Annotated in this window: 26 protein-coding genes; 12 read left to right on the forward strand and 14 right to left on the reverse strand. The window is 41.5% G+C overall.

Annotation, left to right across the window (positions count from 1 at the left end):
* Window positions 1-80: 80 nt before the first annotated feature.
* A complete protein-coding gene (locus H6G48_RS12575; protein WP_190722018.1) occupies window positions 81-494 on the reverse strand; it encodes a helix-turn-helix domain-containing protein in 414 nt (137 codons plus the stop codon).
* Between the two features lie 394 nt (window positions 495-888).
* Between H6G48_RS12575 and H6G48_RS12580 the strand changes: the two genes are divergently transcribed.
* Window positions 889-1,182 carry a hypothetical protein gene (locus H6G48_RS12580; RefSeq protein ID WP_072927475.1) on the forward strand — a complete coding sequence of 98 codons (294 nt, stop codon included), beginning with the start codon at window positions 889-891 and terminating at the stop codon, window positions 1,180-1,182.
* On the opposite strand, the gene hrcA is transcribed toward H6G48_RS12580, so the two are convergent.
* Entirely contained in the window at window positions 1,169-2,245 is a 1,077-nt protein-coding gene (gene hrcA / locus H6G48_RS12585; RefSeq protein ID WP_190722020.1) for a heat-inducible transcriptional repressor HrcA, read from the reverse strand. The genes H6G48_RS12580 and hrcA overlap by 14 nt on opposite strands.
* 137 nt (window positions 2,246-2,382) lie before the next feature.
* The gene (locus H6G48_RS12590) at window positions 2,383-2,721 is read right to left on the reverse strand and encodes a rhodanese-like domain-containing protein (RefSeq protein ID WP_190722022.1); all 339 of its coding nucleotides are present in this window, start codon (window positions 2,719-2,721) and stop codon (window positions 2,383-2,385) included.
* 210 nt (window positions 2,722-2,931) lie between these two features.
* On the opposite strand from H6G48_RS12590, the gene H6G48_RS12595 reads away from it, so the two are divergent.
* From H6G48_RS12595 to recJ, 4 genes are all read left to right on the forward strand, one after another.
* Window positions 2,932-3,159 (forward strand): hypothetical protein, encoded by a 228-nt coding sequence (locus H6G48_RS12595; RefSeq protein ID WP_004163204.1) that lies wholly within the window; start codon window positions 2,932-2,934, stop codon window positions 3,157-3,159.
* 162 nt (window positions 3,160-3,321) lie between these two features.
* On the forward strand, window positions 3,322-6,345 hold the full coding sequence (sbcC, locus tag H6G48_RS12600) for an exonuclease subunit SbcC (RefSeq protein WP_190722024.1): 3,024 nt from the start codon (window positions 3,322-3,324) through the stop codon (window positions 6,343-6,345).
* 19 nt (window positions 6,346-6,364) lie between these two features.
* Window positions 6,365-6,619 (forward strand): MoaD/ThiS family protein, encoded by a 255-nt coding sequence (locus H6G48_RS12605; protein WP_190722026.1) that lies wholly within the window; start codon window positions 6,365-6,367, stop codon window positions 6,617-6,619.
* 276 nt (window positions 6,620-6,895) lie between these two features.
* Window positions 6,896-9,178 (forward strand): single-stranded-DNA-specific exonuclease RecJ, encoded by a 2,283-nt coding sequence (gene recJ / locus H6G48_RS12610; protein WP_190722028.1) that lies wholly within the window; start codon window positions 6,896-6,898, stop codon window positions 9,176-9,178.
* A gap of 100 nt (window positions 9,179-9,278) precedes the next feature.
* On the opposite strand, the gene H6G48_RS12615 is transcribed toward recJ, so the two are convergent.
* On the reverse strand, window positions 9,279-10,226 hold the full coding sequence (locus H6G48_RS12615; RefSeq protein ID WP_190722031.1) for a fused MFS/spermidine synthase: 948 nt from the start codon (window positions 10,224-10,226) through the stop codon (window positions 9,279-9,281).
* A 174-nt stretch (window positions 10,227-10,400) separates the two neighbouring features.
* Between H6G48_RS12615 and accA the strand changes: the two genes are divergently transcribed.
* From accA to H6G48_RS12630, 3 genes are all read left to right on the forward strand, one after another.
* Window positions 10,401-11,390 carry an acetyl-CoA carboxylase carboxyl transferase subunit alpha gene (accA, locus tag H6G48_RS12620; protein WP_190722033.1) on the forward strand — a complete coding sequence of 330 codons (990 nt, stop codon included), beginning with the start codon at window positions 10,401-10,403 and terminating at the stop codon, window positions 11,388-11,390.
* Between the two features lie 137 nt (window positions 11,391-11,527).
* Window positions 11,528-11,818, forward strand: a complete 291-nt coding sequence (locus tag H6G48_RS12625) for a nucleotidyltransferase family protein (protein WP_002736589.1) — start codon at window positions 11,528-11,530, stop codon at window positions 11,816-11,818.
* Window positions 11,808-12,086, forward strand: coding sequence for a HepT-like ribonuclease domain-containing protein (locus H6G48_RS12630; RefSeq protein WP_012264355.1), 279 nt, complete (start codon window positions 11,808-11,810; stop codon window positions 12,084-12,086). The genes H6G48_RS12625 and H6G48_RS12630 overlap by 11 nt, the downstream gene beginning before the upstream one ends.
* A 179-nt stretch (window positions 12,087-12,265) precedes the next feature.
* Here H6G48_RS12630 and H6G48_RS12635 read toward each other — a convergent pair whose 3' ends face one another.
* The 3 genes from H6G48_RS12635 to rplU form a co-directional block, all read right to left on the reverse strand.
* On the reverse strand, window positions 12,266-13,198 hold the full coding sequence (locus H6G48_RS12635; protein ID WP_190722035.1) for a phytanoyl-CoA dioxygenase family protein: 933 nt from the start codon (window positions 13,196-13,198) through the stop codon (window positions 12,266-12,268).
* Between the two features lie 263 nt (window positions 13,199-13,461).
* Entirely contained in the window at window positions 13,462-13,731 is a 270-nt protein-coding gene (rpmA, locus tag H6G48_RS12640) for a 50S ribosomal protein L27 (RefSeq protein WP_002760283.1), read from the reverse strand.
* A 34-nt stretch (window positions 13,732-13,765) separates the two neighbouring features.
* Window positions 13,766-14,155: a 50S ribosomal protein L21 gene (gene rplU, locus H6G48_RS12645; protein ID WP_008196982.1), complete on the reverse strand. Its 390-nt coding sequence runs from the start codon at window positions 14,153-14,155 to the stop codon at window positions 13,766-13,768.
* Window positions 14,156-14,350: 195 nt separating this feature from the next.
* On the opposite strand from rplU, the gene murQ reads away from it, so the two are divergent.
* From murQ to H6G48_RS12665, 4 genes are all read left to right on the forward strand, one after another.
* The gene (gene murQ / locus H6G48_RS12650) at window positions 14,351-15,271 is read left to right on the forward strand and encodes an N-acetylmuramic acid 6-phosphate etherase (RefSeq protein WP_190722037.1); all 921 of its coding nucleotides are present in this window, start codon (window positions 14,351-14,353) and stop codon (window positions 15,269-15,271) included.
* A gap of 27 nt (window positions 15,272-15,298) precedes the next feature.
* Window positions 15,299-16,789 (forward strand): site-2 protease family protein, encoded by a 1,491-nt coding sequence (locus H6G48_RS12655; RefSeq protein ID WP_190722039.1) that lies wholly within the window; start codon window positions 15,299-15,301, stop codon window positions 16,787-16,789.
* Window positions 16,790-16,968: 179 nt separating this feature from the next.
* Window positions 16,969-17,346, forward strand: coding sequence for a DUF4164 domain-containing protein (locus H6G48_RS12660; protein WP_190722041.1), 378 nt, complete (start codon window positions 16,969-16,971; stop codon window positions 17,344-17,346).
* A gap of 109 nt (window positions 17,347-17,455) precedes the next feature.
* Entirely contained in the window at window positions 17,456-18,034 is a 579-nt protein-coding gene (locus tag H6G48_RS12665) for an esterase/lipase family protein (protein ID WP_004163225.1), read from the forward strand.
* 171 nt (window positions 18,035-18,205) lie between these two features.
* Here H6G48_RS12665 and H6G48_RS12670 read toward each other — a convergent pair whose 3' ends face one another.
* The 7 genes from H6G48_RS12670 to H6G48_RS12695 all read right to left on the reverse strand — a co-directional run bounded on the left by H6G48_RS12670 (window position 18,206) and on the right by H6G48_RS12695 (window position 24,779).
* Complete coding sequence (locus tag H6G48_RS12670; protein WP_190722043.1) at window positions 18,206-18,790, reverse strand: HEAT repeat domain-containing protein; 585 nt, start codon at window positions 18,788-18,790, stop codon at window positions 18,206-18,208.
* A 1-nt stretch (window position 18,791) separates the two neighbouring features.
* Window positions 18,792-19,577, reverse strand: a complete 786-nt coding sequence (locus H6G48_RS12675; protein ID WP_190722045.1) for a HEAT repeat domain-containing protein — start codon at window positions 19,575-19,577, stop codon at window positions 18,792-18,794.
* A gap of 41 nt (window positions 19,578-19,618) precedes the next feature.
* Window positions 19,619-19,822: a DUF6887 family protein gene (locus H6G48_RS12680; protein WP_190722047.1), complete on the reverse strand. Its 204-nt coding sequence runs from the start codon at window positions 19,820-19,822 to the stop codon at window positions 19,619-19,621.
* On the reverse strand, window positions 19,806-19,946 hold the full coding sequence (locus H6G48_RS27485; protein ID WP_423202542.1) for a DUF6888 family protein: 141 nt from the start codon (window positions 19,944-19,946) through the stop codon (window positions 19,806-19,808). Before H6G48_RS27485 ends, H6G48_RS12680 begins: the two co-directional genes overlap by 17 nt.
* Before the next feature lie 256 nt (window positions 19,947-20,202).
* Complete coding sequence (locus tag H6G48_RS12685) at window positions 20,203-20,466, reverse strand: type II toxin-antitoxin system Phd/YefM family antitoxin (RefSeq protein ID WP_002750215.1); 264 nt, start codon at window positions 20,464-20,466, stop codon at window positions 20,203-20,205.
* Window positions 20,467-20,598: 132 nt separating this feature from the next.
* Window positions 20,599-24,231 (reverse strand): HEAT repeat domain-containing protein, encoded by a 3,633-nt coding sequence (locus H6G48_RS12690; RefSeq protein ID WP_190722054.1) that lies wholly within the window; start codon window positions 24,229-24,231, stop codon window positions 20,599-20,601.
* A 230-nt stretch (window positions 24,232-24,461) separates the two neighbouring features.
* A complete protein-coding gene (locus H6G48_RS12695; protein WP_242034630.1) occupies window positions 24,462-24,779 on the reverse strand; it encodes a hypothetical protein in 318 nt (105 codons plus the stop codon).
* Between the last annotated feature and the right edge of the window lie 160 nt (window positions 24,780-24,939).

Genomic DNA, 24,939 nt, shown 5'->3' on the forward strand with positions numbered 1-24,939 from the left:
GTTTGGCTCCTTTTTCTTCCAGAGCTTTATTGATGTCTTCACTAAAATTAATGGGACGGTTAACGGCTACATCCCGCACTTTATCCTTTGTATTCTTGTCTAAGTTTTTGTACTCTTTCTGTCTCTCTTGCGGGTGGGTGTAGAGTTTTTTTGCGGGTTATTCCCAAGCGTTCGGCTATTCTTGCCACTGTCGCCACACTTAACACTATACCAGTTCTTTCTAGGAATAGTTTCGATAGTTGAGCAAGAGTTGCGTCATTATTTTCCTCAATTAACTCACCGAGGACGAGCATTTGTTCTGGCGTGAGTTTTAAATGACGTCCACATCGATAAGTCTTTGGTCGAACATCTCCCGTGTCTCGATATTGTTTCAAAAGCTTTTGTACGAAACTTAGGGTTACGCAGAATCTTTTCGCTAATTGTCTTTGAGAGATGGGTTCGTTATAATAACAGTCGAGGATTTTCTGACGGAACTCTACTGGATAGGATTTCATTTTTTGTGCGGTTTAGCTATCGATGACATTATACTTCATATTTGTGAGAAAGAAAGAAAAATGTTATAGTGGGTTTTCTGGCGCGACCCAAGCGATCGCTAAAGATGTTATTATCTAGGGTCTGCTGAATAAATCTAAAAACCTTATCCAACAAGGTTTTTAGACTTTTTTTCCCTCAAAAAGTGCCGACCCTTGGAGTGATTGGGGGGAAAATTCAGGGACTTTTTCCCTGAAAATTAGGTAGTTGACCACCTGAAAATCGGTAAAACCCTACACCCCACACCCCAACCCCCAACCCCCAACCCCCAACCCCCAACCCCCACCGAAAAACTTTTTCAGCAGACCCCTATCTAGGACAGTCAACTGAAAATTCCCGCAACCTTCCTAGCCACCGATGAGAGCGATCGCTAAAGATGATATTCTTTATATTCACCATGAGGATGTGCCGGTTTACAAAAAAGGCGGTTCAGTGGTGAGAAATAGTTATTTTTGGGCGCTAAAATCGATCGCCTGTGGAGCGCGTCGGGGACAGGATTGGGAGTTCGATGCGGAGGTGTGGGTGGCGCTGGTGCGGATGTTGCTCTGTTTTGCCAATTCTGGCTATTTGGGGGATGGTGAGACAATTTTAGAGTTTACTGTCGATTCTCCTATTCCCGAACCTTTGCGGGGGATATCTACTTACTTATAGCCTCGCTGAGATAGTTAGCGGTGGATTCCACCAGGGGAATAGTATTTTCGTATAACATTCGCGTCGGTCCGATAATGCCAACACTACCGACGGGAGTATCTCCCTGTTTATAAAAAGCGGAGATAAGAGTACAAGGGCGCATGGATTCCAGAGGATTTTCGGAACCAATAGTGATTTTGACTTTTTTAGCTGATTTTTCTGGTTCTGGTCTTTGTAAAATCAGGGGTAAAAGGCGATCCTGTTCTGCTTCCAATAGATGCAGTAACATTTGTACTTGTTGCCATTGGGCGAATTCTGGCTGTCGAATGACTTCAGCGACACCATGGACGATAATCTCCGGGGTGGCAGTGGATTGGAGACTAGCGCCGATTTCTTGGCTTAATTGTTGGAGAAAATGGGTATAACGGGCAAATTCTCGCTCGATTTGCCGCCAATCGAGGTTAATTAAATCTGCCAAGCAATAACCTTTTAATTTTTCCCCGAGAAAATTAGAGAGGATTTGTAATTCTTCTGCTAATCCATCCTTCTTGTCCGTTGCCATAGACTCAGGAATTTCTATCATAACCGAGCGTGTTTGTAAACTATCTGTAACAATAATTAACATTATCTGCTTGGCTGAGACAGGGATTAATTGCAGATGACGCAGGGTATTGGTGAGGGTGTGGGGAAGAGTAACGATAGCGATATAACCGCTTAAACTGGCTAAAAGTTGGGTGGCCCGTTGCAGCAGACTTTCGAGACTCCAAGCGGGAGATTTAGCATTTTGATGCAGATAATAGCCGATTTTTTCGCCGATACGGTCATCGGGAGTCATCAACTCATCGACGTAGAGACGATAACCCCAATCGGAGGGAATGCGTCCGGAGGAAGTGTGGGGTTGATAGAGTAAACCTTCTTTTTCCAGTTTACCCAGAGCATTGCGAATCGTGGCGGAACTAACAGTAAACTTGTACTCATCGAGTAGAGTTTTCGAGCCAACCGGTTCGGCCGTGGCGATATAATGTTGGATTGTCGCCTTTAAGATATGTTGATAGCGATCGCTGAGATGGGTTCTAGCGGACATAGGGGAATAATCTTAAGATAAAGATTTATAACATTTTTTTAGACAGTATAACGCTTAATCAGTTATCAGTTATCAGTAATCCATGGTGAGAAAGGGGATAGTTTGCCTCTCTCTTTTCCCGATGGTGGCCATGAAAATTAGTAACGGGGAATATTAGGGTCGACGAGGAGGGAATAAGCATCGATGCCACCGTTAATATTCTTAACATTAGTAAAACCCTGACTTTGTAGCCATTGGCACATTTGCAGGGATCTCATGCCATGGTGACAGATAACGAGGGTTTCTGCTTGGGGGTTGAATTGGCTGGCAATAGTGGGCGACCATTCTTGGTATTGACTCAAGGGTAAAATGGTAAAATTGGCTACAGATGCCATGGCAACTTCCTCTGGTTCGCGCACATCAATAAGTTGTAAATTAGGATCATGATCGGCTAAACGGAGAGCGAGTTCATGGACGCTAATTTCGGTAATGCTCATAGATTTGGTTTTAAGAATCGGTTATCTTTCCTTTAGAGTAGCAAATCGGGGGACCCTGAGCGGTTAGGGACTTGCGTAGGAATAATATCCCAGCCAAGTGGGGGGATTTGGTCAGTGCCAGAGCGGGGGGGGTGATATGATGGGGAAAGGGCAGGTATTGAAGAGATTGATGCTTTTTAGTACGCCGATTAATCGACCAGCTGAATTTTGATGAATATTGAACAAGCCGTTATCGAAAACTTGCGAAAACTTCCTTTAGAAAAACAACAAGAAGTCTTAAACTTCAGCCAATTTCTAACTCAGATAACTTCGCCAAAAATTGAAGAGATGACCTCCCAAGAAAAAGCAGAAGATTGGCTAAAATTTCTGGAAAGTCAACCCAAGGATACCCCCGGATTACCCGATGAAGCATTAGGGCGTGAAACTATCTATGACTAATGGCTAAATATCTATTTGATACTAATATTTTACTGAGGCTGAGTGACCGAATTTCCGCTAATTATGCCTTGTACTGTATTCTCCCCACTTCCCCACCTCCCCACTTCCCCACTTCCCCACCTCCCCACTTCCCCACTTCCCCACTTCCCCACTCCCTAGCTTATGATTCCCCTACAATTAACCCTAAAAAATTTTCTCAGTTATCGCGAGGCAGTGCTAGATTTTCGCGGATTACATACTGCCTGTATTTGTGGTGCCAATGGTGCGGGAAAATCCTCTTTACTCGAAGCAATTACTTGGGCAATTTGGGGAGAAAGTCGCGTCTCGATTGGTGATGATGTGATTCATGCGGGCAGCGATTATGCGCGGGTAGATTTTGAGTTTAGTTATGGGGGAGAAATCTATAAAATTATCCGTAGTCGTCACCGGGGAGGGAAAGCTTCTGGTTTAGATTTTCAGGTGATTAATGATCAGAGTTTTCGTCCTTTATCGGGTAAAAGTATTAAAGATACTCAAGCACAGATTAATACTTATCTGAAAATAGACCATAAAACTTTCATTAATTCTGCTTATTTACGACAGGGACAAGCGGACGAGTTTATGAAACAGCCTCCCAGTGGTCGTAAACAGATTTTAGCAGAATTATTACAACTCGATCGCTATGAAATTTTAGCAAATAAAGCCAAGGATATATCGAAACAATTTGATGGACAGTCCCTCCAGATCGAGCAGCAAGTAGAAACTATCAAACTCCGTCTTCAGGAGAAAAATTCTTATCAAGAACACCTGCAAGAGTTAAGCAGCCAAATTAACCAAATTAATCAAGAACAAGAGGTAAATAATCGGCGTTTACAGCAACTACAGGGGGAAGAAAATCAGCGTCAGAATTGGGAAAAACAGCTGCAGTGGCAAAGAGAACAGGAGCGAGCTTTATTAGCAGAAATCGAGAGATTAGACAGGGAAAAAGTTAGTCTAGACAATCAATTAAATCAAATAAGGACTATTCTTCATCGCAAAAATGACATTATTACTGCACACGAGCGCCTAATCAATTTAGACAAGAAAGAGGCCAGTTTGTCAAGTCAATTGCAAGCTTGGCAACAGGCCCAGTATGATAAACAACAATTAGAACAGAAATTACAGCAAAAAATTAACGAATTTACCCTTCCCATCCAACAAACGAGCGCTCGTTTAGAAGAATTGGGAAGACAGGAACAAGAAACTCAAAAAATTATCGAGCAAGCGGGGGATATTCAAGCAGGATTAGAGAAATTAAATTATCATCGTCAACGTCTTCAGGAATTGGATAGATTAGCTTTAAAATATGCTCCTTTAAATAGCCGAAAAGCTGATCTAAATATGCAGTTGGAACGGGAAAAAGCTAAGATCAATGCTCGTCGGGAACAACTGCAAAGAAATCGGCAACAATTAGAGACAGAAATCGCTCGTATTCCTCTACTAAGAGAGGAAGCTCTCAATTTAGCCAAACGAATTAAGGAACTAGATAAAAAACAAACCTATTGTGAACGAGTTGAAGAAAAGGAAACTCTTAAACAAGTGGATAAAAAAAGTTTATTGGATCAACAGAAAAGATATGAAGAACAACTTTTAGAGTTAACTGATAAATTGGAAAAATTAAATATTCCCGATTCGGTTTGTCCTTTGTGTGAACAGAATTTAGACAGTCATCACCGTCATCAAGTAATCAGGAAAACCCATCAACATCAAGAACACATTCAAGAGCAAATCTGGTCCCTACAGGAACGGATGGCAGACTGCGATCGAGATTTAAAACGTTTAGGGGAGGAATTAGCCCAAATTAAACAAGAATTGCCAGCAAGATCGAATCTACAACAAAAATATGTGCAGTTGGAAGTCAAGTTAGAAACTATTGAAGAAAAGGAAATAGAACTAGAGAAAACCGAGGAGATGCTTGTCGAGTTAGAAGCACTTTTAAGCAGTGGCAATTATGCCCTAGAATTACAGCAAGAATTACAAATTGTCAATCAAGAAATCGCCTTTTTAAACTATGATGAACAAAGTCATGCTTTAGTCAGAGGAGAAGAAAAAAGATGGCGTTGGGCAGAAATTCAAGAATCAGAACTTAAGCAAGCAAACCGTCGTTTAGCTAATATAAAGGCCGAGAAACCTAATTTAATTAATCAATTAGCTAGACTAGAACAAGAGAAGCAAGAACTAGGTCAAAACTCCCCACTTAAACAGGAAATTAAACGCTTAGAAAAGTTTATTCAAAACTTAAATTATGATCGCAGTGAACATCAGAATATTCAAAATCTGATCCGACAATTACAGGGGGTAAGATTACAGTATCAAGACTGGCAACAAGCAGAAAAAAATTATCCGGAAATAGCCGCTAAAATCGCTGAGATTGAGCAAAGATTACAGCTGCGAAATCAGGATCGCCAGAAGCTGAATCAGGAGTTAGCCAATATTAGTCAAAAGATTGGTACTTTGACCGACTATCGCCAAGAAATAGCCGCATTATCGACTAATATTCAACAGCGAAGACAGATAATTGATGGATTGCTCTCCCAAAAAGGTCGGGTTGAGGAGAAATTACATCAACTAGAAACTTTAGGTAAACAACTGACAGAAAAAGAGGGCGATTTAGCTAAAGTTAAAAAACAATATATAGTTTATAAAGAGTTAGCCATAGCTTTCGGTAAAAATGGTTTACAAACTCTGATGATTGAGAATGTTTTACCTGAGTTAGAAGCCCAAACTAATTATATCTTAGCTCGCTTAACTGGTAATCAATTTCATGTGCAGTTTTTAACCCAAAAAAGCGGTAAAGGTACGAAGAAACAGCGACAAAAGTTAATCGATACTTTAGATATTATTATTGGCGATACCCGGGGCTCTCGTCCCTACGAAACCTATTCAGGAGGAGAAGCTTTTCGGATTAATTTCTCGATTCGATTAGCTTTAGCGAGATTATTGGCACAAAGAGCCGGAACAGCCCTACAAATGCTCATTGTTGACGAAGGATTCGGAACTCAGGATGCGGAAGGATGCGATCGCTTAATTGCGGCAATTAACGCTATATCCGCTGATTTTGCCTGTATTTTGACTGTAACTCATATGCCCCAATTTAAAGAAGCTTTTCAACATCGCATCGAAGTCCGCAAAACCGAACAGGGTTCTCAATTAATGTTATTATCCTAGGAAAAATATTGATGTAAAGATGGAAAAGATTACGATCACAGTCAAACTATTTGCTATTTATCAAGAAGTCTATCAAACTTCACAATTAAACCTCGAATTTCCTGCCCACACTTCCGTTACAGAAGTGTTACACTATATTATAGCCCCCTATCCTCAATTAGAAAGATGGCGCGATGTTACTCGTTTTGGAGTTAATCTTCAGTTTGTTTCGGGAGAGAAAATCCTTGAAAATGGCGATGAGATAGTTTTAATTCCCCCCGTTAGTGGTGGCTAAATGGGGTTTGCTGAAAAAGTACGGGCGAAGCATTCGGATAGAAAATCTACGGTTTCACCGATAGGTTATTGTCCGAATGCTTCGCCCCTACAGGACGCGGGCTGATGAAGACGCAAGGTTTTGAAGCACGATTCTCTCAAAATCTTGCACCTGTTTCGCTCGTAAAGCCACAAAACCCTTACCTTGCCTACATTTCACATTTATTCAGCAAGCCCTAAATGGAGATAGGGAAAATCACAAAAACTGCCACCTTTTTTACTTTTTCCTTGATATCCCGTGTCTAGCTGGCAAATTCCCCCATCGGTAGAGCTTCCCCAAGAGTTTTTAAAAATAGTCCAAGACTACACCCCAGAGTCGGATGGCAGCGTCGTGGCACAAATATTATGGCATCGCGGTGTCCGGGATATGGCGACTCTGGGGACGTTTCTGGATGAGAAAGCTTATCAGTCAAAAACTCCCTTTGATTTTGGGCAAGAAATGAACTTTGCCGTCAAAAGACTGGAAAAAGCCCTCAATAAAGGGGAAAAAGTGACTATTTGGGGTGATTTCGATGCCGATGGTGTCACCGCTACCAGTGTACTCTGGGAAGGATTGGGGCAGTTTTTCCCACCCTATCAACAGTTAGATTATTACATACCCGATCGCCAAAAAGAATCCCACGGCCTCAATTGTCCTGGTATCGAGAAACTAGCGCATCAAGGAACCAGTTTAATCGTCACCTGTGACACGGGAAGCACGAATATCGCCGAAATTGACTATGCAAACAGTCTAGGTATCGATATTATCATCACCGATCATCATACCCTACCCGACGAGCGCCCCGAGGTGATTGCCCTGATTAATCCCCGCTACTTTGTGGAAACCCATCCTTTCTATCATCTTTCTGGGGTTGCCGTTGCTTATAAATTAGTGGAAGCGATGTATTTAACCCTGGCAGATATTCCCAGAAAACCCCTAGAAAATTTACTCGATTTAGTGGCGATTGGTTTAATTGCCGATTTAGTCAAATTGACGGGAGAATGTCGTTATTTAGCCCAAAAAGGTCTTAAAAAACTGCAAAACACTCAGCGTTTGGGAGTTAAAAAATTACTGGATTTATGTAACAAAACCGGAGATAGACCGATGGATATATCCTTCGGTATTGGACCGCGCATTAATGCCGTCAGTCGCATTTATGGCGATGCCAGATTTTGTGTGGAATTACTTACCAGTGAAGATGAAAAACGTTGTCACGAATTAGCTGAACAAGCGGAATTGGCCAATATTCGTCGCCAAGAAATCCAACGGGATATTATTAAACAAGTTCAGAAAAAACTAGAAAGAATTGATCTTTCCACCACTAATGTAATTATTTTAGATGATCCCCAATGGCTGGCGGGAATTTTAGGATTAGTTGCGGGACAAATTGCCCAAGAATACCAGCGACCAACAATTTTATTAAGTACCAGTGAGCCACCTTTTGCTAAGGGTTCCGCTCGGTCAATTCGTGATATCGATCTCTATCAATTAGTATCCTCTCAATCCCATCTTTTACATCGTTTTGGTGGTCATCCTTTGGCCGCAGGTTTAAGTTTAACTATAGAAAATTTACCGCTATTTATTGAGGGAATTAATCAACAATTGCGACGCACAGGAATTGATTTAACTTCCCTTTCTTCCGAGATAGAAGTGGCTGCGGTGGTGACGGTTTCCCAATTGGGAAAAAGTCTATTTAGAGAATTAAAATTACTGGAACCCTGCGGGATGGGTAATCCGACACCGAAGCTATTAATTCAAAATTGTTATTTTCACAATCTTTGGCATAAAAATCTTGAAGATTTCAAAGGCAGAAAAATCGCTTATCCCCGGACAACTTTTGAGATCTGGGATAGTTCAATCGAGCAGGGATTCCCCGGTATGTGGTGGGGTCATCACAAAGACGAAATTGCTGCCGATACCCGTTATGATGCCGTAGTCGAATTAGATTTTAATACCTACAAAAATCGCTATGAAGTGCGCTTAATTGCCCTGCATCCCTATCAACAAGAATCCCTAACCTATAGCGATAAAAAAGATTTTTTAATCGACAATCGCCATCGAGAAATTAATCGAGAAGTTAGCCAATTAAATCCCCTTTTTCTCTGGGAATGTCCCCGGGATTGGACAAAACTTTCCCGGGAATATCAACAGGCAATTTTACGCGATAAAAAGTTAGTTCTTGCCTATGGTAGTCCTTTGAAAAAATCCGCTCACACTACATGGATAAACCTTGTCGGGATCGGGAAATATTTAGCTAGAACTAAAACCAGTATTTCCCGTCAACAATTACAAAACCGCTTAAACCTCAGTTATCATACCCTAGAATTAGGATTAATTTCCCTAGCAGAAAATGGCTTTAAAGTCAAGAAAAATCAAGAAAATTTATCCTTTGAATTAGTCAATCATGAGGCAAAAATTAATAAGATTGAGCAATTTCTAGAAGCGGTGGCCCTAGAAAACTTTCTCCAGCAATACTTTGCTACTGTTCCCCTAGAAATTCTGCAAACAATTCTTAATCATGAAGACTCGATCGATTTCTAGTTATAACCCTTATTTACTGATTACTGATTACTGATTACTGACTCCTAAATCCCTATCACCCTATCACCCTATCTCCTGACGACCGACTCCTGACTCCTGATTACTGGTCACTGATTACTCCTTGACCGAAGAATTTCGGGGGTTTTGCCAGGGTATAAACTTCCGTATTTTGTGCGATTGCTTGACGAATATAGAGAGGAGTTTGTAACATTCCTAGTAAACTCATGCCATCAATTAAACGTAATCCTCCCGTAGTTGTATCGCTGATTAATTCATCTACCACGTCCGGATCGGGACGAGTATTTAAAGGATGATTAGCACAGAGAGTAAAACCCCAAGGGGAACCATAACTAGGAGTGGGAGCGCAATAGGAATGAACGTAGGGAAAAACTGCTTTTAAAGTATTCACCAAACGCGCATGATACATCACCGAAGGAGGAGAAACCGGGCCAGATTGGACAACAACAATGCCATTTGCTGCCAAAACTCTTTGTAGTTTTTCAAAGTATTCTTTCGTGAATAGGGGGAAAGAAGGACCCTCTTCGATGGGATCAACCAGATCGGAGATAATAATATCCCATCGATCGTTAGTGGTGTCTAAAACTTCTAAAGCATCAGCGACAACTAACTCAAAACGAGGATCATCAAAAGTGCCTTGGTGCATTTCGGGAAGATGTTCCTTACAAGCTGCCACCACATCCCCATCGATATCGATCATCATCACTTTTTCGATGGTTTTCCAACGCAATAACTCCCGCGTTGTCGCACCTTCACCACCTCCCAGAATTAAAGCAGTTTTTGGTTCTTGGTGGGCCATCATTGCCGGTTGCACTAATGCTTCATGATAAATAAATTCATCCCCCGTACAAGATTGCCATTTGCCATCCAGTACCAAGGCTTTTCCATAGGCCCCCGATTCAACAATATACATCTCCTGAAAAGCGGTTTTTTTGTAGGCTAAAATCCGGGAAACCCCATGACTATAAATGTCCCAGGGGGTAATATATTCGTTAACCCATAGATCCGCTTTTAGTTCACTTCCTGCCATAACTAATCCTCCTTGGGGTGAAAAAGGCACGATCTACTATTATACGACAATTGACAAAATTCGATCGATAACCTGAAATGATCTCCCGGTCATCCCGAAGCTGTCGATAATCGATCGCTGAAAAACGGTAAGCTAGAAAAGATTAGCGAACAGTAAACTTCTAGCCACTAACCTATGACTAAAAACGAGACTACCGAGAAAAAGATTTTTCTCCTAGATTTTGAGAAACCCCTCTACGAATTAGAATCCCGCATCGAACAGATTAAAGAATTAGCCCAAGAAAATAGCGTAGATGTCTCGGAACAAATTAGTCAACTAGACGAACGAGCTAATCAATTACGTCGTGAAATTTTTAGCAATCTCACCCCTTCCCAAAGGCTACAATTAGCCCGTCATCCCCGGCGCCCCAGTACCCTAGACTATATTCAAGCAATCACCGATGAATGGTTCGAGTTACACGGTGATCGCAGTGGTTACGACGATCCTGCCCTTGTGGGTGGTGTTGCCCGTTTTAACGGTCGTCCCGTGGTGATTATCGGGCATCAAAAAGGCCGGGATACTAAGGATAATGTGGCTAGAAATTTCGGCATGGCTGCCCCCGGTGGTTATCGTAAAGCCATGCGTTTAATGGAACACGCCCATCAGTTTAATCAGCCAATTTTAACCTTTATTGATACCCCCGGCGCCTGGGCGGGGGTGGAAGCGGAAAAATTAGGTCAAGGGGAAGCGATCGCCTATAACCTCCGGGAGATGTTCCGTTTAGATGTACCGATCATTTGTACTGTTATTGGCGAAGGTGGTTCGGGCGGTGCTTTGGGCATTGGTGTCGGCGATCGCCTATTAATGTTAGAGCATTCTGTCTATACCGTGGCGACTCCCGAAGCTTGTGCCGCCATTCTCTGGAAAGATGCCAAAAAATCCGATAAAGCAGCAGTTGCCCTCAAAATTACCTCAAAAGATTTAAAAGAGTTAAATATTATCGATCAGATCGTTCCTGAACCCTCCAGAGGGGCCCATGCTGATCCGATTAGAGCGGCAGCCAATTTAAAAGCCGCTATTAGTGAAAATTTAGAGGCTTTATCTTTGTTAACTCCCCAACAACGGCGCGAATCTCGTTATCAAAAATTCCGCAATTTAGGCGTATTTTTAGAAGCTACAGCTTAATCAGTGAGCAGTGAGCAGTTATCAGATGTGAGTTTTCAGTGATTAGTTTGTTTTGTAGATTTGGAAGATTTCAGCTTCAGTTTAAGGGTTGCATCGACAAAGCTATAATATTGATGGCAGGTTCAAAGACACACCAGATGAAACGGGACGAGGTGCTGGCAATTCTAGAGGCACACCGAGAACAGTTACAAAAACTAGGGGTGAAATCTTTGTCTTTATTTGGTTCAGTGGCCAGGGATGAAGCTGATGCCGATAGTGATGTAGATTTGTTAGTAGAATTCGATCGACAAGGTGGTTTTTTTCAACTTCTGCAAGTACAGTATTATTTAGAAGATATTCTGGGATGCTCTGTGGATTTAGGAACTCAGGATGCCTTAAGAGAACATTTACGGGAACCTGTGCTTGAGGATCTGATCAATGCCTTCTAGAGATTGGCGACTTCGCCTTCAAGACATTTTAGAATCTATCAGTGAAATTGAACAGCGAACAAAGGCAATGACGTTTGAGGAATTTGCCAAGAATCAAACAAATATCAAAGCGGTTCTCTATGATTTTATTATTATCGGAGAAGCAACTAGAAATGTACCGAAGGAAATTCAGTCTCGCTATCCTCTTATTCCTTGGCGTTTAATGGCAGGAATGAGAAATGTTGCAACTCACGAATATTTTCAAGTTAATTTAAGTAGGGCTTGCTGAATAATGGTAAAACCCTTTTAAAATAAGACTTTTGACCTGTTAAAATCCGATGTTATACTAAATCCAGTTATTAAAGACGGATTATCTATTACCCCTATTGCCTCTCCTCATAAGTAGCCTATACTAAACGGATTTAGTATTATTCCGATTATTTCCGAGTTATTAGTGGTAAATTAATCTTACCAATTAAAAGGTCCCAAAGCCCGATCGTTGTAATCGCCACCCTCGGCAATAAAATGAATGACCATCGATTTACGGGTTAGCAGGGTATTATTAATCTTCCCACCACCATGAATTAACATTCCGTGCCAGAGAAGAATCTCTCCTTTTTTAGCAGTAAATGATTGACAGTCATAATTCTGAGCGCGCTGGTTAACATAATCTTGGTATTGGGGAATTTGAGCGGCAGTAATATTTTTAAGATTGACGGCGGGATAGTCTGGAAAAAAGTCAGTTACTTTGATATTTTTATGAGATTTAGGATAAAAAATTAGCGGCCCAGCATCGGCGGAAATATCTTCCAAGGCAATCCAAACACCGACTAAATGATTAGCAGGATGAACATAAAAAACTGCCATATCCTCGTGCAGCCCCTGCTCTGTACCGTGCAGGAAGTTGATGGAATATCTCGGTTCGCAGGATTTGCCAATAATTAAATTAACTAAATCTCTCAGATTTTGATTGTCAAAAATTGCTCGAGCAGCGGGGGAAATCTCATGAAAGGCATGGAGTCGCCAAATAGAATTAACCAAGGCTTTTCTTTGCTCGATATCTAGGGCTAAAACTTGCTCGTGACTTAAACTCGCCGGTAGATTTTCTGCTTGAATGCCTTCAATTCTTAATCCAGGGATAGCCGATTCTAGGAAAAATAAATCGGCTAATTCCGCTACTAAATTATCGATCGCCGTTGCGGGAATTAAATCTTTGACAATACAATAACCCAATTCTCGCCAATGGTCAAGGAGTTGATATTCTCGTTCGGAAATTCGCCGTTGTTGACGAGCTTTTTGCAGGGATTTTTCGGCTTGCGATCGATCTAACCAGGGTAATTCGGCAGTAGAATTGAAAGACCAGGGCAAATTTTTTAAGATATCGGCAATTTTAAGAATCATGGTGAGTCCATCTTTTCCGAGCTACTTTCGGACTATTCTAATCTATGAGTGTTCGGTCTAGTCTGTCAACAGATATATAGCGTTTTTCAGTCTGCTGAGGTACAAAAGTTATGGGTTTTAGGCACTCATGCAAGAGGCAAAAGGCAAAAGGGAAGAAAAATAGGTGTACCTCACTAGCTTAGGAAACGATATAAATTATCTGAAAAAACCCCCTAGGATGAGTTAGGAGGTTACAGGGAAAAAATTAATCAGGGTTGATGGGATTAACTGGCGCTAACTTCAGAGGGATAAACGCTAACTTGACGGCGACTTTTATCCTTGTATTCAAATTTGACCACACCATCAATTAAAGCGAATAAAGTATCATCGCCACCACGACCGACATTTTTACCCGGGTGAACTTTAGTACCCCGTTGACGGATGAGAATATTTCCCGCTTTTACCACTTGACCACCGTAGCGCTTAACGCCTAGTCTCTGGGAACGAGAATCGCGTCCGTTGCGGGTACTACCCGTACCTTTCTTATGAGCCATAATTTCTCTCCAAATGCTTTTTTGATTCTAAAAGTTATTCTTCTTCATCGCTACTATCTTCTACAACTTCAGCGACGGAGGTAGCAGCAGTGGCGACTAGGGTTTTACCGTTATAATTGATTGAATCAATCATAAAACGGGTAATTTCTTGACGATGACCGCGTTTTTTACGGGTTTTCTTTTTCGGGCGCATTTTATAAACAATAACTTTTTTGCCCCGACGATGTTGTATGACAGTGCCTTCGACGGTGGCCCCTTCGATAAAGGGTTGACCGATGCTAATATCATCCTCATCATGGATTAATAGCACTTTGTCGATGGTATGGGTACTTTGTTCATCGACGGGAAGAAGTTCGATATCGTAATAGCGACCTGGTTCTACCCGAATCTGTTTGCCACCGGTCTCAATAATTGCGTAACTCATGAATTTTCTGCGCTCGTTTTGCCGTACAGGTAGCTGAAAAAAATTCCAGCTTTTGTGCTAATGTCCTCACCTGATCCGAGCAGGAATTGACACAATTTACTATTATCTAATATCTAGGGGGCAATTGTCAAGCTTTTAGCCCACCGATTCGCTATATACTGAAAATAATCTTACGAAAAACTCAATTAAACCGTTATGGAACAGTGGGAAAGCAGAGGACACCTGTTAACCGAACAAATTAACCCAAACAGCCTAAATTTAGACCAATTAAACCCGCTCGAATTGGTGGATCTCTTCAATCGGGAGGATGCCCAAACCCTAAAAGCGATCGCCATAGCCCGGCAAGAATTGGCCTTAGCGATCTCCCTGACCAGTCAAGCTCTGGCTAAAGGTGGCAGACTCTTTTACATTGGGGCGGGAACCAGTGGCCGGCTGGGGGTTTTGGACGCGGCCGAATGTCCCCCCACCTTCTGCACTCCCCCGGAATTGGTACAGGGAATTATTGCCGGTGGAGCGGCGGCGCTGGTGCGTAGTTCCGAAGATTTGGAGGATAAAGCGGAAGATGGAGCGGCGATTATTGCCCAGCGAGAAATTCACGAATTAGACGTGGTAGTGGGGATTACCGCCGGGGGGACAACCCCCTACGTTCACGGGGCTTTACAGGCGGCAAAACAGCGGGGTGCGACGACGATTGCCATTAGTTGTGTCCCCGCCGAACAGGTGGAGATCGCGGTGGATGTGGATATCCGGTTATTGACTGGACCAGAACTTTTGGCCGGCTCCACCCGGCTGAAAGCGGGAACGGTGACGAAAATGGCTTTAAATATCCTTTCCACAGGGACAATGGTAATGTTAGGCAAGGTTTACGGCAACCAGATGGTCGATGTGGCAGTTACTAATCATAAACTCCATGACCGCGCCCTGCGGATTATCTGCAACCTTACCGATGTTAGTCGCGAGGAAGCGGCTATTTTACTGGAAAAAAGTGGCCGCCGGGTTAAACTGGCTTTGTTAATGCAGAAAACGGGACTTTCGGCGGCCGCAGGACAAGAATTGTTACAAAAGCATCGGGGTCAATTACGGGCCGCCCTGCAAGCTTATAATCAAATTGATTGATAAAAACCTATTGATTTTGACTTTCCTATGGTTAATATTTCTTCGGAAATTGCTGCGGTCGCTGTTATTTTCCTCGTCGCTGGTGCTATCTTGACTTGGAGTTTTTATCGGGCTAAACCCTACGGCCAACTGGGAATTTTAGCTTGGTTACAATCCTTGGTACTCATAGCTCCTTGGTTAATTTTTTTCTGGCTATTTGCAGCGAGAATTTATCTCAATCTAGCGGTAATTCTCTTTTTACTGGTTGCTTCCACCATTATCTATATTTATTTGGGCAACCGTTTACGCTTACTGAAAACCAATCAGATAATTGAACCGAAAGTTAACCCGGCAGTTAGCCAGTCCGTTACTCCTCTAGAAACCACGGCAGCGGTGACAGTAATTGTACCGGATGTGATGCCAATTCCCGAAGAGGATTTAAAAGTTATTCAGAGTATTTTTGGGATAGATACTTTTTTTGCCACCGAAACTATCTCTTTTCAGGAAGGGGCAATTTTTAAAGGCAATTTACGGGGAGACCCGGATATCGTTCACTCTCGCTTAACCCAGAAATTAAGTAATCATTTTGGCGACAAATATCGTTTATTTCTGGTGGAAGGAACCGAGGAAAAACCAGTGGTAATTATCCTTCCCAAAACTAACGATCCTAGTCCTGCCACTCTTGCTCAAAAAAATCTCTCTTTAGTTTTGTTAGTAGCCACCATTGTCACTAGCTTAGAAGCGGCTGGAATTTTATTGGGTTTTGATTTGTTTGGTAATTGGCAGAGATATCGAGAAGCAATTCCCCTGAGTTTGGGTTTATGGTCGGTATTAATTGCCCACGAAATCGGTCATCTAATTATCGCTAAACGCCATAATGTTCGTCTCAGTTTACCCTATTTTCTTCCCACTTGGCAGATTGGTTCTTTTGGGGCGATTACTCGTTTTGAATCTTTATTACCTAACCGCAGTGTTCTATTTGATATAGCTTTCGCTGGTCCTGCTTTGGGAGGTTTGGTTTCTTTAATCTTATTAATTGTTGGACTAACTTTATCTAATTCGGACAGCCTTTTTCAAATCCCTAGTAACTTTTTCCAAAGTTCAATTTTAGTGAGTTTTTTAGCGCGGATAGTTTTGGGCGACGAGTTACAAAATGCTGTTATATCCGTGCATCCTTTAACTGTTATCGGTTGGCTAGGATTGGTGATTACTGCCCTTAATTTACTGCCCGCCGGACAGTTAGATGGTGGTAGAATTGTTCAGGCTATTTATGGTCGCAAAATTGCCCGCCGCACCACTGTGGCTACTTTGGTTATTTTGGGCATTATTTCCTTAGTTAATCCCAGTAATCCGATTCCTCTCTATTGGACAATTTTAGTCGCTTTTTTACAAAGAGAGTTGGAAAGACCGAGTTTAAACGAGTTAACCGAACCCGATGACACCCGCGCCGGTTGGGGTTTATTACTACTCTTTTTAATGTTGGCGACTCTGATTCCTTTAAGCCCTAGTTTAGCGGGACGGTTAGGCATCGGTGGCTAAATACTTCCCCGAAATTCTTGCCATTGATTGCCGTCAAAAAAAAGCTTGACAAAAACTCAAGTCTTGACTTATAATTTTCTTATAATGGGAATCCGTGTCCGCCTATAGACCCCTGATTTTTCCGTAAAATATAGCCTCCAGCATTTACCCCTGAAGATTTAACTTTTGGAGTTGCTTAAATGTCTAACGAAACTGTCACTTATTCCCTAGAAGCTGTCCTGACAAGGATTGAGGGGAAAATCGACTCTCTGGAAAAACGTATTGACGAGAAAATCGACTCTCTGGAAAAACGTATTGACGAGAAAATCGACTCTCTGGAAAACCGTATTGATGAGAGATTTGACAAGGTAGAAGACCGGTTAACTAAAGTAGAAATAGGACAGGCCGAACTCAAGGGAGAAATCAAAGCTCTGGATGAACGAGTAAGCACAAAAATCGAGGGATTAACTGCAAGGGTTGCCTATCAGGAATTCACCAATCGAGGAATTCTGATAGCATTGGTAGTCGCTATTTTAGGAGGTGCCGCTAAACTTTTTGGTTTTTTCCCTAATCCTTAGAAGTTGCCGGTAGCCGTACCTAGTAGATAGGCTCTTCCCCAAAATTTTTCGCTCATTACCCCGATCATTCGTTAGAATAGATTCAGAATTTAAGGATAAAATCTCATCTATGAATCCCGTTGTTTTGGTGCATGGTTTTCTGGACACTACTGCTGTTTTTAAACCGATGAGCGAGTATTTAAACTATCATGGTTGGCAGGTGCATAGTTTTAATCTAATTCCCAATCATGGTTACAAAAAGTTAGAAGTTTTAGCTGGTCAGGTGGAGAATTATATCGAGAAAAACTTTGCTAAAGAGCAGAAAGTAGATCTGATTGGGTTTAGTATGGGAGGATTAATTACCCGCTACTACCTGCAAAGATTGGGAGGAGTGGAAAGAGTGCAACGTTACCTAAATATTTCTGCTCCGAATCGAGGCACGTTAACCGCGTATAGTTTACCCTTAGATGGGATTAGACAAATGCAGCCCGGGAGTCAATTTCTAGAGGATTTAAATCAAGATTGTCAACAAATTTTAAATAAAATTAAAACCACAATTATCTGGACTCCCTACGATTTAATGATATTTCCTGCCCATAGTTCCCGTTTATCGGTGGGCAAAGAAATTTCCATTCCGGTATTGCTCCATGCTTGGATGGTCAAAGATAGCAAAGTTTTAACAACAATTAAAGAGACTTTACTAGAATAGAAATACTGGTTCTCTCCAATACCCGAACAAGGTCAAAATATCACCAACAAAAAAGTTAATTATCATCAAAAAAGCTTGACTTATGGTTATAATTGTGCTAATTCAAAAATGAAACGCATCAGCGGCGGACTTCGGGATTTGTATCATTAGAAGATTATTAAACCTCTAGGTTTAATCACTTAAATTAGCAGTTTCTAGCCATTTTTTACCCATTTCAATGGGAATACCGAGGGGAGGACAGAGAACTTTAATTAATTCAATTCCTCCCGTGATTAAAATGCTTCTTAAGCGAGAATTTTTCTGGATTTCTGCGTCAACTTGTGCGACAAAAGTTTGTTTTTCAATTTCGGTATTAGTGGGATAAGTTTGGGCAAGTTGGCTGATAAGTTGTTGGATTTCTTGAGCGGCTTCGGCTAAATTTTGGGGTGTGGCGTAATTATGAATAATGCCATCACCCTGTTCAATAATCTGGACGTTTTGGGGTTGAACAATGTTGTATTTAGAGCCTTGAGTATTTTCTGACATAGGTGTTTCTGAAGTTAAGTTATCTATTAAGACTATAGCATCCATAATAGAGAATTGAACAGCGAGATCATTTTCTGCTTCTAAGGCCTGACATAGGAGAGGAATTATTGATTCATCACCCATTTTTCCGAGACATTGAGCGGCTTTTATTCGCATTTGAGCATCGGAATGTTTTAGCCTTTTGGAAAAGGCTTCAATAACTAGCTGTAAATAGTCAGGCTTGAGTGCCATTTTAGGTTAAGGCATAACGAGAACCAATTTTACCGATTGCATCGGTGGCACTGAAACGAACGCTATCTTCTTCATCGGATAAGGCATTGATTAAAGCGGGAATAGCTTCTTCTAGTCCAATTTCACCTAAAGCCTCGGCTGCGTTCCTACGAACATCTTTATTAGAGTCTTCTAAAGCCTTGAGTAACTCCGCAATCGCTGTTTCCGAGCCAATTTTACCCAAAGCCTCGGCTGCGGACATACGAACATACTCATCAGAGTCTTCTAAAACCTTGAGTAACCCCGGAATGGCTATTTCTGAGCCAATCTTACCCAAAGCCTCGGCTGCGTACATACGAACATACTCATCAGAGTCTTCTAAAGCCTTGAGTAACCCCGGAATGGCTATTTCTGAGCCAATCTTACCCAAAGCCTCGGCTGCGTACATACGAACATACCAATGAGAGTCTTCTAAAGCCTTGAGTAACCCCGGAATGGCTGTTTCTGAACCAATATTACCCAAAGCCTCGGCTGCGTACCCACGAACCTCAAAATAAGAGTCTTCTAAAGCCTTGAGTAACCCCGCAATGGCTGTTTCTGAGCCAATATTACCCAAAGCCTCGGCTGCTTTGATACGAACAAACCCATCAGAGTCTTCTAAAGCCTTGAGTAACCCCGGAATGGCTGTTTCCGAGCCAATTCTCCCCAAAGATTCAGCCGCTTTAGCGCGAATTTCGGGGTGGTTATCATCTAGTTTTTTAGAGAGGGAATTAACGGCGATTTTGGTATATTCATTAATTTTAATCATATTGTTTTCTATTTGGTGATTAGTTGTTAAAAAAATTGATTTTATTTATCAATTTTTGCCCTGAGAAATTTTTCTAATTTCTTCATGTCTTCCGGACTAGGAGTCAGGGTAAATCGAGTTACACCTGGTTCAGTTCGCATTCTATCCATATAAATTCTTAAGGCTTCATCATCTTCTCGATGGGAGAGGACATATTTTCTTAATTCGGGGCGAGACATTTGGCAAAAATCAGGTTGATGATTCATCTTCAAACTCCACATTTCCGTTAGTTAATATGATAAAGCTAAGAGTTTCACCTGCTAGTATATAAATTTCCTTGCGTTTTTCATCATAGCGAAATAGATGAATATCGGTGTAGAAATTAGACAGGGTTTAACACATTCTAAGGCAAGTAAGCATCTGTTCGGGGGTGGGTATCATTATTGATGGATTTTTCCTCCAATTTACCAGTTTATCCCTGTGAGAAGTATAGCATCCTACAGTCCTTGAGATTGAGTAGATGATGAGGACGAGGTTTTTGTAGTAGAATTAGGAATATTTTGACTATCCTCTCCAAAACTGGCTATCTCTGAAAAAGTAATAGGTGTATATCTGACGATTCAGCAAGAACCTATTGGTTTAGCAGTTACCAACCGAGTTGTTTTTTAGCATCTTCCCAAGTAATTCTTTGTCCTGATTGATCCTGTTGAATTGCTTCAGATAGGATTTCGGCAAACTCTTTGTCTTGTAAAATATCAAGAGTTTCTAACCAAGATTCAATTTGAGCGTAATTCAGGGCAACCATAATGGGTTGACCTTCTTTGGTAATAATAATAGGTTCGTCAGTCATTTGCTCAGACCATTCAACCAGCTTTTGTCCTGTTTCAGTAATGTTTAGATATTTAGTCATGTCAGCAATTAACAGTTATCAACTAATGATTATAGCAGTTATCGTTCAAATGAGTTACAGAGAACAAATTGGGTATAGTCAGGAATATCACCTTTAGCCTTTATCTTTTAAAACAATCATTCTGGGATTTAGTTAAATATTTTGACTATCCTCTGCAAGCTTAGTTTCTACTGCTTTAATCATAGCTGCAAATTCCGATTGGCGGTGTAAGTCGATATTGAGAGTATTCATATCTTTAAGAATGTTAGTTAGATTATCAATATTGCCCCTGATTTCATCATATAAGTTTACTGTCTCTAGGATACTATTAGTTTTAGCTAAATCAATTTGTTTGTATTTGGCTTGTAGTTTTGCTTTTTCGTCTTCCCAATATTTCAGGTAGTCTATGCGCTCGAAGTCTTTATAAATTCTGGCATCTGGTAAAATAATCGGGAATATTCTTTTATAAAAGTCACCATTTCTGGCAATTTCCACTAATTCAAACATACAGTTTTCTGATTTTAAGTATCTATCGCTGATGACGACGACGACACATTTCCCCTGTCCAATTTGCCGCATAAAGTTTTTGATGGAGTCTTTATAGCTGGTGTGGGTTTTATCCCGAATAATCTCAATTCCTTTAGCGGCAAAAGCTTGGACGAGTTGATTAGCCATTTCGTTGCTGTCTTCTTGCCAGTTGTAGGAGATGTAAACTTGTTGATTCATGGGTTGGGAGAGGGGGTGATAGTATTTAAGTTTGTTTTGAATTGTGTCTAGTGCTTTTCTAGCTTGAGAGAGAGTATCGCCATTATTTAATGTGACAAAATCAGGATTTTTCAGGCATTTGATAAGTTCAGTCATCGCCGCTTCTGTGCCAATATTACCCAAAGCCTCGGCTGCCTTCCTACGAACAAACTCATCAGAGTCTTCTAAAGCCTTAAGTAACCCCGGAATGGCTGTTTCTGAGCCAATCTTACCCAAAGCCTCGGCTGCCTTCCCACGAACATCCTTATTAGAGTGTTCTAAAGCCTTGAGTAACTCCGCAATGGCTGTTTCCGAGCCAATCTTAGCCAAAGCCTCGGATGCCTTCCCACGAACATTGGGTACCCCCACAAGAATAGCTTTTTCTGACCCATCAGAGTCTTCTAAAGCCTTGAGTAACCCCGCAATGGCTGTTTCCGAGCCAATCTTACCCAAAGCCTCGGCTGCGTTGCTACGAACATACCCATCAGAGTCTTCCAAAGCCTTGAGTAATCCCGGAATAGCTGTTTCCGAGCCAATATTACCCAAAGCCTCGGCTGCGTTCTTACGAACATACTGATTAGAGTCTTCTAAAGCCTTGAGTAACCCCGTAATGGCTGTTTCCGAGCCAATCTTACCCAAAGCGAAGGCTGCGTCCCCACGAACATAATCATCAGAGTCTTCTAAAGCCTTGAGTAACCCCGGAATGGCTGTTTCTGAGCCAATGTTACCCAAAGCGAAGGCTGCGTTCTTACGAACATAATCATCAGAGTCTTCTAAAGCCTTGAGTAACCCCGGAATGGCTGTTTCTGAGCCAATTTCACCCAAAGCGAAGACTGCGTTCCTACGAACATCCTTATTAGAGTCTTCTAAAGCCTTGAGTAACTCCGCAATGGCTGTTTCTGTGCCAATCTTACCCAAAGCCTCGACTGCTTTGATACGAACATACCAATTAGAGTGTTCTAAAGCCTTGAGTAACCCCGCAATGGCTGGGGACTTGCGCTTTGATAATGCACCATTTAGCTGGACTTCCCCGTTGACAAAAGACCATTTTAGGGCTTGTCTGATTCTTCTACAGAGCGATTGTCTGACTGGGATATTATTCCTACACAAGTCCCCTGTTTCCGAATCAGGATTTTCCAGGCATTTGATAAATTCAGTCATCGCCGCTGCCGCTTCTCTGCCAAAATTAAGAGCCTCGGGTGCCTTCCCACGAACATGGCCAATATTACCCAAAACCACGGCTGCGTTCCAACTAACATCCTTATTAGAGTGTTCTAAAGCCTTGAGTAACTCCGCAATGGCTGTTTCCGAGCCAATATTACCCAAAGCCTCGGCTGCGTCACTACGAACAAACACATTAGAATCTTCTAAAGCCTTGACTAACCTAGAAATCGCTGCTTCTGAGCCAATTTTACCCAAAGCTTTTACTGCATTGCTACGAACACGCCAATCAGAGTCTTCTAAAGCCTTGAGTAACCCCGGAATGGCTGTTTCTGAGCCAATCTCAGCCAAAGCCTCGGCTGCACTCCTACGAACACCCCAATCAGAGTCTTTTAAAGCCTTAAGTAACTCATTAACAACTTGATTAGACTTTGTTAATCCCAATAACTCCACCTTAAACCGTTTCGGCACATCCAACCCAAGCACTAACCCCACTGTCTGCTTTTGAAACTTAAAGTTGACTTCTCCTGCTAACCTCGCTCCTAATTTTAAATCAATCTCTAACCCTAATTTAACCACCCGTTTTGCTTGGGTTTCATTATCCAATAACCCCAACAGCAACGCCATAGGTTCCGTCCATTTGAGATAATTCAAATAGTCCCACTGTAACTGCTCATCCCTGAGATGGGGTAACTTTTTCTTTAATTCCTCAGCCGTGTAATATTCTTGAATCAGTTGATGGCGAAAAGCAATTTTATCATTACCTTCTAGGTGAATTAGATGATATTTCAGTAAATCCTTTAACCACTGCTTACTGTAATATTCTGGGAATCCTTTATTTTTGATAAATTTGCTTAATTCTTCCTCTGCTTCTGTTCGGGAAATAGCCACCTGAATCTCAGTTTTTGACTCCCCTTGGGTCATTTTCCAAGCTAACACTTGCAGCAATTCTCGCCACCAATCCCGCGATTCTTGGTAAGTAGTAACATCTGCTTTTAATTTCTTGTCATAAATTTCGGTAAAAATCTGGAAAACTAAGCCCAAATTAGCAGGAATTTTGTTCTGATTATTATCAAAAACTGAACAAAGCATCCACAAAAGCAGGGGAGTTTCTGCCAATTCCTTGAGACGATTTCCCAACTGTTTAAGCATTTCTTCGCCTTTTTCAGGCAAATAGACCTTGACAAAATCCCGCATCTGTGCTTCGCTCAGGGGGAGCATTTCCAGCTTTTTTTCAATATCTAAGTCGTCGCTGCCTAAATCCCTTGTGGTGAAAATCATCGGAATTTCTGCATACTGCTGGCGAAAGTTTTTTAAATTCTGTCGCGCAGCTTCCGAGGGCAATTCATTGATACCATCAAATAATAATAATGGTCTAAAATTATGATTTTCTAACAGCCAACTTTCTAGGGTATTACTATCAATAATTAATTTATGGCGTTTCAGGAATTGTAAAATTAAATCAAGAATTGAGGTTTCATACAAGCGTAATTCGATGAGAATAGGAATTTGAATGATTTTAGCTTGATTTTGTTGATTTAGGCGCAAGCTTTGGGTCCCTACGGATTCTTCTAATAATAATCTGGCTAAAGCGGTCGATTTTCCTGAACCGGGACGACCTTTTAAAAGAACGTGATTAGTTGCATACTTGCGTAAACCATCTAAAACAGTGAATCTTTCGGGTTTTTCTGGTCTTTCTGGTCTTTCTTGTCGGTTTTGTGGTTCTTTTTCAATCGTCTGTACCCACAAATCCCTTAGCAAAGGTGCAGTTTTCGACGGGCGTGTTTTTCCCTCTACGTCCGTGAGGGTGTAAAATGTCTCCCACTGGGCGTACTTTTCCGAGTCCGAGATTGATTTGAGATAGGGAGTCCAGTCAATCATTGATGCTGTCAAGTATTTAAATTACCTGTTGAGACGAGGAAAAAGGCAACCCCCCAACCCCTAGCAGGGGTTGGGTTGATTCATGAATCAACCCTACTATGAATCAACCCTACCTTGCTTATTTTTAATTGTAGGCTAAGAAGATTTGGTCATGACCTACAAGATAGAATCGGAGTTTCTGCTTATCTCTCTCCTGTCAGACAGGGAAAACCCCATCCGAATATAAACACTCACGCTGCCGTCGTACCTTGTTCCAAGCACTTTAGCGTATATCTGGCACGAGTTTTAAGAATTGTTAATTGATCTGTTTTTGCCAACAACTCATCTAACTCAGCTACTTCATCAGCGCAGAGTAAAGATTCTGCATTTCTCGTCACTAAATCATCTAAACGGGTTTGCTCTACGAGGGACAATTGACAACTTGCCAGCGCTTTTAATTCATCCACACTCAAACCAGAAGTGTTGAACGGGGAAAAAAGTCGTACAAAATTTGATATTATAGATAAGAAAACAAAGTAAATATACACCAATAAATGTGAATAAGCCATGCTAACAATTTTCCCAAAACTAATGAAAGAGCTTCTCAAGCCACTCCCCAAAAATGACTATCCCGCATTAAGTACATTTACTTTTGTGTCCTGTTGGATAGGTTTTGCACTGGATAAAAGTATCGTCAGCATGAGAGACTTAAGCGCACGCCTGAAAATG

The sequence above is a fragment of the Microcystis flos-aquae FACHB-1344 genome, assembly GCF_014698375.1.
GTDB lineage: Bacteria > Cyanobacteriota > Cyanobacteriia > Cyanobacteriales > Microcystaceae > Microcystis > Microcystis aeruginosa.